Source organism: Pantoea sp. A4, assembly GCF_000295955.2.
GTDB lineage: Bacteria > Pseudomonadota > Gammaproteobacteria > Enterobacterales > Enterobacteriaceae > Pantoea > Pantoea multigeneris.
In genome coordinates, this window is record NZ_ALXE01000002.1 from 60,661 (window position 1) to 73,620 (window position 12,960).

The 12,960-nt window shown below is 41.0% G+C and carries 11 protein-coding genes and 1 pseudogene; 10 read left to right on the forward strand and 2 right to left on the reverse strand.

The window, feature by feature from the left end; translation table 11 throughout:
• Positions 1 to 31 precede the first annotated feature (31 nt).
• Entirely contained in the window at positions 32 to 1,024 is a 993-nt protein-coding gene (gene rpoS / locus B880_RS0101010; RefSeq protein ID WP_017345524.1) for an RNA polymerase sigma factor RpoS, read from the forward strand.
• A 64-nt stretch (positions 1,025 to 1,088) separates the two neighbouring features.
• Here the strand turns inward: rpoS and mutS are convergent, their stop codons facing one another.
• Complete coding sequence (gene mutS, locus B880_RS0101015; RefSeq protein WP_026042346.1) at positions 1,089 to 3,644, reverse strand: DNA mismatch repair protein MutS; 2,556 nt, start codon at positions 3,642 to 3,644, stop codon at positions 1,089 to 1,091.
• Positions 3,645 to 4,094: 450 nt separating this feature from the next.
• On the opposite strand from mutS, the gene B880_RS0101020 reads away from it, so the two are divergent.
• The 3 genes from B880_RS0101020 to B880_RS0101030 are packed head-to-tail and all read left to right on the forward strand — an operon-like array spanning position 4,095 to position 5,909.
• Entirely contained in the window at positions 4,095 to 4,427 is a 333-nt protein-coding gene (locus tag B880_RS0101020; protein WP_017345526.1) for an EscI/YscI/HrpB family type III secretion system inner rod protein, read from the forward strand.
• On the forward strand, positions 4,424 to 5,179 hold the full coding sequence (sctJ, locus tag B880_RS24485; RefSeq protein ID WP_017345527.1) for a type III secretion system inner membrane ring lipoprotein SctJ: 756 nt from the start codon (positions 4,424 to 4,426) through the stop codon (positions 5,177 to 5,179). The genes B880_RS0101020 and sctJ overlap by 4 nt, the downstream gene beginning before the upstream one ends.
• Positions 5,169 to 5,909 (forward strand): HrpE/YscL family type III secretion apparatus protein, encoded by a 741-nt coding sequence (locus B880_RS0101030; protein ID WP_017345528.1) that lies wholly within the window; start codon positions 5,169 to 5,171, stop codon positions 5,907 to 5,909. Before sctJ ends, B880_RS0101030 begins: the two co-directional genes overlap by 11 nt.
• Here the strand turns inward: B880_RS0101030 and B880_RS0101035 are convergent.
• Positions 5,899 to 6,591 (reverse strand): RNA polymerase sigma factor, encoded by a 693-nt coding sequence (locus B880_RS0101035; protein ID WP_017345529.1) that lies wholly within the window; start codon positions 6,589 to 6,591, stop codon positions 5,899 to 5,901. The genes B880_RS0101030 and B880_RS0101035 overlap by 11 nt on opposite strands.
• 62 nt (positions 6,592 to 6,653) lie before the next feature.
• Between B880_RS0101035 and B880_RS0101040 the strand changes: the two genes are divergently transcribed.
• From B880_RS0101040 to B880_RS0101065, 6 genes and pseudogenes are all read left to right on the forward strand, one after another.
• Entirely contained in the window at positions 6,654 to 7,625 is a 972-nt protein-coding gene (locus tag B880_RS0101040) for a hypothetical protein (protein WP_017345530.1), read from the forward strand.
• A 4-nt stretch (positions 7,626 to 7,629) separates the two neighbouring features.
• The gene (gene sctV, locus B880_RS0101045) at positions 7,630 to 9,684 is read left to right on the forward strand and encodes a type III secretion system export apparatus subunit SctV (RefSeq protein ID WP_017345531.1); all 2,055 of its coding nucleotides are present in this window, start codon (positions 7,630 to 7,632) and stop codon (positions 9,682 to 9,684) included.
• 2 nt (positions 9,685 to 9,686) lie between these two features.
• A complete protein-coding gene (locus B880_RS0101050; RefSeq protein WP_017345532.1) occupies positions 9,687 to 10,499 on the forward strand; it encodes a hypothetical protein in 813 nt (270 codons plus the stop codon).
• Between the two features lie 124 nt (positions 10,500 to 10,623).
• Positions 10,624 to 11,856 (forward strand): annotated as a pseudogene (locus B880_RS24490) (hypothetical protein).
• Complete coding sequence (locus tag B880_RS0101060) at positions 11,849 to 12,256, forward strand: hypothetical protein (protein WP_017345535.1); 408 nt, start codon at positions 11,849 to 11,851, stop codon at positions 12,254 to 12,256. The pseudogene B880_RS24490 and the gene B880_RS0101060 overlap by 8 nt, the downstream one beginning before the upstream one ends.
• A 58-nt stretch (positions 12,257 to 12,314) precedes the next feature.
• Complete coding sequence (locus tag B880_RS0101065) at positions 12,315 to 12,959, forward strand: hypothetical protein (RefSeq protein ID WP_157060481.1); 645 nt, start codon at positions 12,315 to 12,317, stop codon at positions 12,957 to 12,959.
• Position 12,960 lies beyond the last annotated feature (1 nt).

Consider the following 12,960-nt stretch of genomic DNA (forward strand, 5'->3'; position numbering starts at 1 on the left):
TCTGCCTTGGAATCACGGGTAGGAGCCGCTTATGAGCCAGAATACGCTGAAAGTTAATGAGTTAAATGAAGACGCGGAATTCGACGAGAACGGAGCTGAAGTTTTTGATGAGAAGGCTCTTGTTGAAAACGAACCTGGTGATAACGATGTAGCAGAAGAAGAACTGCTGTCGCAGGGTGCAACACAACGTGTGTTGGATGCGACGCAGCTCTACCTGGGAGAGATTGGTTATTCTCCCCTGCTGACAGCAGAAGAAGAGGTCTTCTTCGCTCGTCGTGCATTACGAGGCGATATTCCTTCTCGCCGTCGAATGATTGAAAGTAACTTGCGTCTGGTGGTTAAGATTGCCCGTCGTTATAGCAATCGTGGTCTGGCCTTGCTGGATCTGATTGAGGAAGGCAATCTGGGGCTGATTCGTGCGGTCGAGAAGTTTGACCCAGAACGTGGCTTCCGTTTCTCCACTTACGCAACCTGGTGGATTCGACAGACCATTGAACGGGCGATCATGAATCAAACCCGAACTATTCGTCTGCCAATCCACATTGTTAAAGAACTGAATGTTTATCTGCGCACCGCGCGTGAACTCTCACACAAGCTTGATCATGAGCCAAGTGCTGAAGAGATTGCCGAGCAGTTAGATAAGCCAGTTGACGATGTGAGTCGCATGTTGCGTCTGAATGAGCGTATCACTTCTGTTGATACTCCATTGGGCGGTGACTCAGAAAAAGCGCTGCTTGATATTCTGGCCGATGAAAAAGACAACGGTCCGGAAGACACCACGCAAGATGATGATATGAAACAAAGTATCGTTAAGTGGTTGTTCGAGCTGAATGCTAAGCAACGTGAAGTGTTGGCGCGCCGTTTTGGCCTGCTGGGCTACGAAGCAGCAACACTTGAAGACGTAGGCCGGGAAATTGGCTTAACTCGCGAGCGGGTTCGTCAGATTCAGGTTGAAGGTCTTCGTCGTCTGCGTGAGATTTTGCAGGCGCAGGGGCTAAACATTGAAGCGCTGTTCCGCGAATAATCTGCGTTAAGCGTCGTCGAATCGAGAGCGGTGGTGAAAACCACCGCTTTTTTTTATGGCTAAATTACAGCAAAGATTTAAGGCGATAGATCCACTCCAGCGCCTGACGTGGGCTTAGCGAATCAGGATCGAGGGCTTCCAACGCTTCAGTTGCCGGTGAAGGTGCATCAGCCAGCAATGCGAGTTGAGATCCTTCAACCGTTGAAGCAGCATGACCGTTAGCAAGCGTTTCAAGCTCACGGAGCTTGTGGCGAGCACGTTTAATCACCTCTTTTGGCACCCCAGCCAGAGCCGCAACGGCAAGGCCATAACTCTTACTTGCTGCTCCCTCTTCGACACTGTGCATAAAGGCGATCGTATCCCCATGTTCCACAGCATCCAGATGGACGTTAATCACTCCTTCCATCTTCTCTGGCAACGTTGTCAGCTCAAAATAGTGCGTCGCAAACAGCGTTAACGCTTTGATGCGATTAGCCAGACTCTCTGCGCAGGCCCAGGCCAGTGACAATCCATCATAGGTTGAGGTACCACGGCCAATTTCATCCATAAGCACCAGGCTATTCTCTGTTGCATTATGCAAGATGTTAGCCGTCTCAGTCATTTCAACCATAAAGGTTGAGCGGCCTGACGCCAAATCATCAGCTGCACCCACTCGGGTAAATATACGATCGACAGGGCCGATGATTGCTTCATCGGCAGGAACAAAGCTGCCTATCCAGGCGAGCAGAGTGATGAGTGCAGTCTGACGCATGTAGGTACTTTTACCGCCCATGTTCGGGCCGGTAATGATTAACATGCGGCGTTGTGGGCTAAGCGTCAGTGGATTCGCGATAAAAGGCTCTTTGAGCACTTGCTCTACCACCGGATGACGCCCGGCGATAATCTTAACGCCGACCTTATCTTGCAACTTCGGACGGTTGTAATTCAACGTCCAGGCGCGTTCAGCGAGATTTGCCAGCACATCAAGTTCTGCAAGGGCTGACGCGCTTTGTTGCAGGGCTTCCAGATGCGGTAATAAAGCATCAAACAGTTCATCATACAGGCTCTTTTCAAGCGCCAGCGCTTTACCCTTGGACGTGAGTACCTTGTCTTCATACTCTTTCAGCTCGGGAATGATATAGCGTTCGGCATTTTTCAGCGTCTGACGGCGCACATAGTGAATTGGTACGCGATGGCTCTGGCCACGACTCACCTGAATGTAATAGCCGTGAATGGCATTAAAGCCCACTTTGAGGGTATCCAGACCCAGTTTGTCACGTTCACGAATCTCTAGCTTATCAAGATAGTCAGTCGCCCCATCAGCCAGCGCGCGCCATTCATCCAGTTCTTCGTTGTAGCCTGGTGCTATGACACCGCCATCGCGAATCAACACCGGTGGTGCTTCAATAATTGCACGCTCCAGCAGCTCTCGCTGCTCAGCAAACTCACCCATAGCATCACGCAGGCGCACCAGCTGTGGTGTGCTGGCGGAAGCCAGTCCGGCATTCAACAGCGGTAGTTGCTGGAAAGCATGGCGAATGCGTGCAAGGTCGCGCGGGCGTGCGGTTCGTAATGCTAAACGTGCCAGAATACGCTCAAGATCACCGACCTGGCGTAGCAGCGGTTGGAAGTCTTCATAAAGCGATTGCAGCTCGGCAACGGTATCATGGCGTTGACTGATTACGTTGGCATCACGGAGCGGTAAGTGCAGCCAGCGTTTAAACATACGGCTGCCCATAGGCGTCACGGTTTTGTCTAAAACGGCGGCAAGCGTGTTTTGAATTCCACCAGAAAGGTTTTGCGTGATCTCAAGATTTCGCCTGGTCGCTGCATCCATAATGATGCTGTCTTGCTGACGATCCATGCTCAGACTGCGGATGTGGGGCAGGGCAGTACGCTGAGTATCTTTGACATATTGCAGCAAGCAACCCGCCGCACGGAGCGCAAGGTGTGCTGTCTCAACACCAAAACCGATCAAGTCACGAGTGCCAAATTGCAAATTTAGCTGCTGGCGTGCCGTATCGATCTCAAACTCCCATAGCGGGCGACGGCGGAGACCACGCCGTTGTTCAATCAATGCCATCGCAGCCAGATCTTCTGGGTACAGCAGCTCAGCAGGATTGGTCCGCTGCAGTTCAGCCGTCATACTTTCACTGTCAGCAGGTTCGCTAAGACGAAAACGGCCAGAACTGATATCTAGTGTGGCATAGCCAAAACCGCGAGGCCCCTGAACAATCGCGGCCAGTAAATTATCCTGCCGTTCCTGGAGCAGTGCTTCATCACTGATGGTGCCCGGCGTGACAATACGCACCACCTTTCTTTCTACTGGCCCTTTACTTAATGCGGGGTCACCGACTTGTTCACAAATCGCAACAGATTCACCGAGTTGTACCAGCTTAGCCAGGTAGTTTTCAGCAGCGTGGTGTGGCACGCCAGCCATGGGGATGGGCTCGCCCGCTGAAGCGCCACGCTTGGTAAGTGAGATTTCAAGCAGTTGAGAAGCACGTTTAGCGTCATCGTAAAACAGCTCATAAAAATCCCCCATACGATAGAACAGTAGAATGTCTGGGTGTTCAGATTTCAGACGCAGGTATTGCTGCATCATGGGGGTGTGATCGCTGAGGTTGTTTTGAGTACTCATTCGCTGGGATTGTCATCAGATTTAATGGTGGGCAGCGTTGACGATGCCGAAGACCCGTACAAGCTGCAGATGACTGCCATATTAACCAGAACTGTAGGACAGGGAAAGGAAAGATATTATTAATCGAAAGCCATCTTGATGAATTCAGAGGCAGATCGTAAATCAGACATTCCAGTGAACTATTTTCGATAAAATAACACTGAATCAAACCTATCTCCCACATCAAAAGTAACATTTTTGTGAGAAGTGACAATGCGATTAATAAAATCAGCTATTAATGGATTGCTATTATGCCTTTTGCTTACAAGTTGTATTTCAAGGAAAGATGTTTGTATTAGCGGGCAGTGTTCAATTGATAACCCAGAGAAGGAGGGAGTAGTAAAAATATGGTGGGCTCCGGAACTTCGTAATGATAATAATGAGTATAGTATACTAACCAGAGGGTAAGTGATGTACATAGAAAACAAAGCCACAGGTTTGCAGAGTTTTAACAAGGGAATTGAAAAACTCAACGAAGAAACAAGCTATGAACTCGAATTAGCGGGATATGATTTTCGTAAAATGGTTTCTGAAGATAATCCAACTAGAAACTTAACCACTTTTTATGAAAATAAACGTCGTGATATGGAAGATAAAGTTAAGCGTTCCGCTGTTTCAGCAAATGTTCAGGATCTCTCCGCAGCTGCTGGAGCTGCAAGAGAGTACTACATTCTGAACCACCTGACAGCAAAAGTGATTGGCAAAGGGGTTCAATCAATTGAGAAGTTAACGAGTATGCAATGATCAAGCTTGTGCTTATATTTGTTGTGTTTTTGCTCACTGGGTGCGATAAAAAAATTGAACTACATCGTGGATTAAGTGAAAGAGAGGCTAATGATGTTATTGTCCTACTTGCAAGAAATAGTTTGTTAGCGGAAAAGGGGATAGAAAAAGAAGGGTATTCTATTTCGGTGAAAAGTGACGATTTAGCCAATGCATTAAAGATATTAAAAGAAGACGACTATCCGAAAAAAAAGCGAGCAACTTTAGGTGACACCTTTAAAAAGGAGGGGATCGTCTCAAGTACTATGGAGGAGAGGATTAGATATGTATATGCATTATCACAGGCAATGGAAGAAACACTGGAAAAAATTGATGGTGTGATTTTGTCTAGGGTCCAGATTGTTTTACCTGAAAGGCTTGCTCCGGGTACTTCATGGCAACCCGCATCTGCTTCCGTATTTATCAAACATAAGCAGCACCTGGACATAGAGGGCATAGAAACCAGAGTGAAAAAGTTAGTGGCAAATTCCATTCCGGGGTTAAGTGAAACTAAATATAACGATGTTTCAGTCGTATTTTTTTCCCAGCATGATGAGCCGATAAAAAATGGGGGGCATGTTAAGAATAAAGAAACGGATAATGAAAGAATGGTTGTTTACGGTTTGATGTTACTGTGGATTTTATTTCTCTCATGGTTTGCAATAAAGTTTTATATGAATAAATTCTCTAAAGTGAAAGTGAAAGTGAAAGTGAAAGTGAAAGATGAAAAGTGAGAAGGGTAACGTCTTTGGTTGTAAACGGGTTTTGTTTATATCTGATAAGTACAATTATGAGGGAGGTTTTTTTTCGGAAGAGGATTTTAATGTTATAGAAAGTGATAACGATAAGATAAAAAGTACAATGGAGTACTGTGATTTTTTGTTGTATGAAACAGAGCAGCTTATAAAAAAGCAGAAAGTTAATTGTCAGGATGAGATAAATTTACGATGGACAAACCATGAGAGAGAAGAAATTGAAGCGACTCATCGAGAAGAAAAAAAGAGGCAGGCTGAAACTAAAAAACAGTCAATTGATTTTTTGGAGAGAAGTGGAGAGCTAATAAAAAGATGGTCTGAGGAAATAGAGAACGAGAAAATATATTTACAAAAAAAATCTCAGGAAATGGTATTTGAAGTAATACATAAATTGATGAAAGAAGCTCCGGATCGAAAAAAAATAAAAACATTACTTTCCCACCTGACACTGGAAGTTCTGGAAGGCGAACCAACAGTGTTAAGGTGTCATGGAAAGCAGGAGAAAAAAATTAGAGATTGTTTAAATGTATTAGAGATTAATCAGTGGCAGGTGAAAGTCGATAGTGACTGTAGCGAATATGAGTTGAGATTGATAACTAAAGATGAAGACCTCTGGATAAGCTGGGATGCTTTAATATCATTGTGCAACATGGATAGATTACATCCACCGGGAAATGATATTCCCGGTGGAAATGAGATCAAGTGTTAGTCAATAGCTTTAATCTTTGGCGTATTGAAAATAATCTTGATCGAATGGTTCCTACAGGGATAGAAAGTTCATCTGCAGCATCTTCGTAACTGTAACTTTTATTAATAATCATATTGAAAACATCTTTGTGGGTATCAGGAAGTGTTTCTATATAGACAAAAATTTTTTCTAACTCATCCTGTAATGAAAGTGACTCGGCAAAATTATCACCATCAATATGGTTTTCTAATAAGTCGGTATCATTAATTTCGTTTCTGTATTTTATTCGTCTACGATAAAAGTTCAATGTCAGATTGTGAGCAATGCCATATATCCATGTTTCAGGCTTTGATTGACCATTGAATTTACTTCGGTTAGCAAATGACTCTAGTAAAGTCTGTTGGATGATATCTGGGATATCTTCAATAAAGGATGTGCGTTTAAGGATAAAGTAGTATAAGAACTGAGAGTTTTCCTTAACGAACTTATCCCAATTAAAGTTTGCAAAATGTACGGGTGTGTCTGTGTGAGTTGTCATGGTTCCTCCTTCTGTATGAATATTCTCATCAGCAAGAGTTGTGCCATTGTTTATAAAAAATAAGCCATTGATTATCAAGTTGTTATGAAAAAATTGGCTCAAGCTGTTGTCATTTTTTTCAGAAGTTCCATCTACAGCTAAGAAAAAGCATTCATAGATATACATTTTTTTCAGGACTGAACTATCGGCTAAGTGGTGTCACCAACTCGGAAGTATTGGGGGAGAATATGAATAAGATTGAACATGTTTTACCTACTTCCTGGCTGAACTCAGAAAAAAATGGGAAGATAACGAAAGATAGTTTACATGTTATGCATCAGGCGCAAGAAGAAATTGCTGCTCTTAGATTTCGCCAAGCTATTGAGATGAAGCATGAAAAGGGTGTGGATAAAGGAACAAAAAATAAAAGACAAAAAATATTACGCATTCATGGGCTGAATGTTTTATATAATATCATCGATACATATCGAGACATTCCTAAACAGGGTGTAACACGTAAAGCCAATGGGAAATCAGAACGTCACACAGCGATATCTTCAATTGGGAAAAACACCCAAAAGAGTTCAGTCGTTAAAAAAATATCTGCCGTAAGTCAAATAGAAGATGAAGAAGAAGCTGATATAAAAAGTATGTTGGCTGAGAATTATCAACACTTTGAAGATGATGAATTAGGCAGTTTTAAGTTAATGGATGCACTGTTAACAGTGCGAAGTGACATTCCATTTATTGAAAAAATTGAAATAATGCACCAAAATTTAATGAGAGATTATCGTGTAACTGGCTATCTCTCAAATACGATAATTGGAAAGGTAAAAAGAGACGTTTCGTTATTACAAAGTGGAAAAGGAATGATCTATCTTCTTGATGAAGTCTTCCCTGTCAAAAAAAACACATCCACTTGTGAAATCTCAAACTCAACAATTGCTGTCCTTTTACTAAAAATTATGAAAAATAGCAGTGATAAAATAAATTACCATGAGCTACTGCTGCTGATTAATATTGAAAGTTCACAGCCACAACAAATGAAATTATACCATGGGTTAAAAAAACAGCCGATGATACTATGGGAAAACCAGGAGTACAGGCTAAAAAAATTACACCAAATGAGTAATATCATGAAAGCATATAGAGCTAAGAACGAGAACAATAATAAAATGAGCTTTCTTGATAGCATAATATTTAGTAGTGACAGGGAATAATAACTTGAATCTTTTTCTTCTGAAGTCTGAAGCAATTGGCCCTGTATTTTGTCTTGGAATAGTATTCATGTTAATGATGCCTATTCCATTGGGTTTATTAGATGTGCTTATTGCAATAAATATTTGTATGTCAGCATTGTTGATGATTGTTGTCATGTATGTGCCTAAGCCACTATACTTCACCAGTTTTCCTGGTGCACTATTGCTTGTCACTATGTTCAGGCTTGCTATATCAATTTCTACCACTCGACAGATACTTCTCAATCAAGATGGTGGGGATATTATAGCTGCATTTGGTAACTTTGCAGTGGGAGGGAATCTTGCTGTTGGGCTTATAATATTTTTGATATTAACACTGGTTAACTTTCTCGTTATTACCAAAGGTGCCGAGCGCGTAGCTGAAGTGGCTGCAAGGTTTACACTTGATGCAATGCCCGGCAAACAAATGTCAATTGATAGTGACCTGAGAAATAATTTAATAAATGTCGACCAGGCCAAAGAAAAGAGGCAGGAACTGACTACAGAAAGCCAGCTCTTTGGTGCGATGGATGGCGCAATAAAATTCGTGAAAGGAGACGCGATAGCTGGAATTGTCATCCTCTTTATTAATCTTATTGGCGGGATATCTATCGGTGTTTCACAGCATGATATTAGTGCCGGTGATGCCATGAAAATATATTCAGTTTTAACAATTGGTGACGGTCTTATTTCTCAGATCCCTGCATTGCTGGTCGCATTAAGTGCCGGTGTGATGACAACACGCGTATCTAATGCTAGCGAAAAGAAAAATAATAATGTCAGTCAGGATTTGGTAAGCCAACTGGCTAATCAACCCAAAGCATGGGGGGTTTCTGCGTTAGGTGCGCTTGTATTCTCATTAATTCCGGGAATGCCCGCTGTTCCATTTCTGGTTCTGGCCTTACTGATGATGTTATTTTCAACTAAAAGCAAAATACATATATTCATAAATAAATTTAAAAAACAACAAGCTGTAGATGAAAGCAGAATGGATTATGTTGACGACAAAACTGTTCTTAATACAACTGAAATATATTTAATACAATTCTCTCGTGTAAAAGAAGGGAAGAAAGAGACTCAGGATTTAATTAATGAAATAAAAAAACTTAGGAATAGTATTGTCGCTGAGAAAGGAGTAACCCATCCGCTGCTAAACATACAATATCTGGATAGCATTGCTGAAGATGAATTTAGGTTCCTCATTCATGAAGTACCATTGGTGATAGCTTCATTTGGCAATGGTCTGATTGCTGTTCAGAAGAGTGATGCGGAAATCTATATGCAGGGTGAAGAATGGCTGAAGGGCAGTGAGAGAAGGCAGGAGCAGGATTATGTTTGGGTTGAGCAAAGTGTAGTTGATAATCTACCAAAATCACTAGCAATCACAAGCCAAAAGCAACTTATTATAAATAGGATGAAAACAGCATTTTATAAAAATGGTTATGTATTTTTTAGTTATGAGGAAACCGCATTAATATTGCGTTGGCTTGCGAGTGAAAAGCCAGAGCTGGCTAAAGAATTACAAAAAACTTTACCCGTAGCAACAATTAATAAAGTGTTACAGTTATTGGCATCAGAAAGGATTTCTATCCGCCCGGTGATTGCGATTGCCGAGGCTTTGCTTGAGCATGGGCAGTATGAAAGAGATTGTAATATGTTAGTTGATATGGTGAGAATTCAACTTAAAGAGCATATTTGCTATGAATATAGTGCAGATGATGGACTCCATGCCTGGTTATTGACTAGCGAAACTGAATATTACCTTCGTGACTTGATGCGGCAAACACCACAGGAGATATTCTTCTCTCTTGAACCTGAACAGGCTCAAGTTATTAAAAACATACTTGATCAACACGTCAAGAAAGAATCAGACCCTCAGGTTGTTATCATTGTCGCGAATGACTTGCGCCAACCTATGAGAAGGTTAGTGCAAAATGATTTTAATCATGTGGGAATCATATCTTATGCGGAGTTGATTTCTGATGTGAAACTCAATATTTATGGCCGTCTTGATCTTCAGTACGGTAATACTGAGGAGTGAAAATGTTATTTGAGCTACGTGTTCTCTCCGGCCTAAACATGGGGGCTGCTTTTCCTCTTACAAAAAGAAAACATTTAATAGGTAATGATGTTAACGCTGATATCTATATAAAAATATCTGGTGATCAAAAAAAATCGATTACATTAGATAAACAGAGTGAGGGATGGATTCTTGATGATCCTGTTTCAGGTAGGAAAGAGTTAATTTATGATAATAAGGTGTTTAAAATTCAAGACGACCACTATGTAATTAAACTAACAACGGGTGATTGGGATGATAAATTGCTTTCATCTGTCAGTCCTGTCACGGTTTTTAGATCCAGGAAGTCGGTTGTTATAATTTTAAACATAGTGTTGTTTGGATTGTTCTTGATTTTTACTGCCCGAGATGGAAAGGGTAATGATGTCGAAAGCTCAAATTCAGAAAGAGTTGCTTTAGTCGACGGTACTTTATCAGAAAATGACGCGTTTGTTTGGTTCAGAAAAACATTAAGAGATTATGAGTTACATCAAAACGTAAAGCTTGTTGATAGTGCAGATGGTTTTATAATTGAAGGTGAACTGTTGTTTGAGCAAATTAACCGAAAAAATAAAGCGGTTAATTTGTACCAGGAAAAATTCCAAAAAAAAATCTACGATAAAACTACTTTCAGAGAAGTATCGACTACCCCATTTGATATAAAACAGGTCGTCTCTTCAAATCCTGCTCATGTTGTTACTGTTGATAATGGTTATATTTTTGTTGGAGATGAGTTGGACGGTTGGCGGTTAAAGTCGGTCAATATGACAACTGTAGACTTTGAAAAGATAAATTAAGGTGATTCCATTATGGAAGGTAATATTGAGAGTTATATAAAAACAATGGATGCCAGGAAATGCATTAAGGTTTTTGGACGAGTTTCTAGTGTAAAAGGCATAGTCATTGAAGCCACAATCAGGAATGCGCAAATTGGCGAACTATGCACTATCCATACTAAAGATAATTGTGAAGCCCTTGCTGAAGTCGTTGGTTTTACGGAGAGTATCGCTCAGTTATTATTGCTGAGTGAAGCTAAGGGGTTAAGTGTGGGAGCACTGGTAAAAAAGCTGGGTTGTCGGCATAAAATTAATGCTTCGCTAGGCTTGTTGGGGAATAAGGTTGATGGGTTTGGCCGGCCACTAAGCGAGAGTGATAAAAATGCATTATGGTTACCAGAGATGTCAGGTACTGGCGTGGATGTATTTTCTGCAGCCCCTCTAGCTGTGGAAAGACCATGTATTGATGAAGTCTTGCCAACAAAAATACGGGCTATTGATGCATGTCTGACAGCAGGGAAAGGGCAAAGGCTGGGGGTTTTTGCCGGTGCAGGATGTGGTAAAACAACTTTATTGGCTGAGATAATGCGTAATGCACCGTGCGATGTGATTGTATTGGCTTTGATTGGTGAACGAGGGAGGGAAGTTAATGAATTTCTTCTCCATGAGTTTGACGAAACGCTAAGATCTAAAACGGTACTGGTATGTGCAACTTCAGACAAGACGAGTATGGAACGTGCCAGAGCGGCATACACCGCCACTGCGATTGCAGAAGGATACCGTGATCAAGCCAAAGATGTACTCCTCGTTATGGATTCAGTAACACGATTTGCACGCGCACAAAGAGAAATTGGCATTGCAATCGGCGAACCTATCGGCGCCTCTGGACTCCCTGCCTCAGTGTATACTGCACTGCCAGCACTGGTTGAAAGAACAGGGTTAAATTCAATAGGATCAATTACGGCATTTTACTCAGTACTAATTGAACAAGATAAACTAACAGACCCAATAGGAGATGAGATACGCTCTCATTGATGGCCATATTATTTTAAGTAGAAAGCTTGCTCATCAGGGGCATTTCCCTGCTATTGATATTAATAAAAGTCTCAGCAGAGTAATGAGTAATATTGTAGATAAGGAGCATCAGCGAAAAGCAGAGCACATAAGGAAGCAACTATCTTGTATTGAAGAAGTGGAGTTTTTATTACAAGTAGGTGAGTATAAACATGGGTATGACGAAGATACAGATCAAGCTCTTAATAATAAAATAAATCTCAATTGTTTTTTACAGCAACGTAACAGGCAACCCGTGGAATGGGATGAGATGCAATTCAATCTTGACCAAATAACAAGAGAAGGGGTTATTGATTATGGATGAAAAACTACGAAAACTCATAAGGTTAAGAAGATTACGAGTCTCCATACTAGATAGAGAGCGAAATCTTTTAAATAAAAAGTTAGGCGATAAAGTTAAGGAAATGGAAAATTTAAAAGAAAATGTAGATAGGTTTTCATTTATTTACAGAACTTATTCAGACGATCTGGCCACAAAAGACGCACCGTTAAAATCATGCAAACTGAGTATACAGGTAATGAGTGCACATAGAGGTATGTTGCTAGAAAAAATCAGGTTGAATGAAACCAATATTCAGCATGTTATTGAGGAGGAAAATATCTTGATGAGTGAGATTAATGATGTTGATGAAACCATTATATCCGTGTGTAAATCTGAGAAGAAAATCGAATTTTTGATTGAAATAAATAGTCAAAATGATTGAGTTAAGGAAAGTTACAAATGATGAATTTATAATCAGAAATAAGCTGCAAGGCAGAGTAATGTATTCTTTGTCTTCTGAAGAAATGGATGACTGCTTAAAAGTTTCTGATTTTTGTCATGATAGCCCCGGGGATGGAGTCACTTATTACACATGTATGCATGGGGATTTTGCCACCGAGCTAAGTTTTTATAGCTTGAATATTTTTTCTGAGTACGGGCTTACTGAAAGGAAAATAACATGTGAGATGAGTGATAAACACTGGGAGCTATATAATCTGAAGATGCATGTAAACGCTAGAAATCTATTGGGGTATATTAAGCCACATTGCAATAGCAGTTTATCCTCGGGTTGGGTTTGTGCAAAGGTGGAGTGCAAAATAAATAAAGAAACAATCGTAGGGAGCGTGTATTTTTCGTACAAGATCCTGCTTTCTATGATTAAAAATAACACTCATAAATTTTATAGTACAAAAAGAAAATTAAACATTCCTGTTTCATTCCCTGTTGATATCGCTACACATACTCTTCCTGTTAGTGCGTTATCGATGTTGAAGCCGGGGGTGCTTATTATCCCTTCGCAACAGAACTTTTCGACTGATGGAAATGGCGCACTATTATTTGATAAGTTAAGAGTGACTGGTGTAATCGATACTACTGAAAATAGCACTTTTATAGTTGATGATATCTTATTTAACGGAACATAAA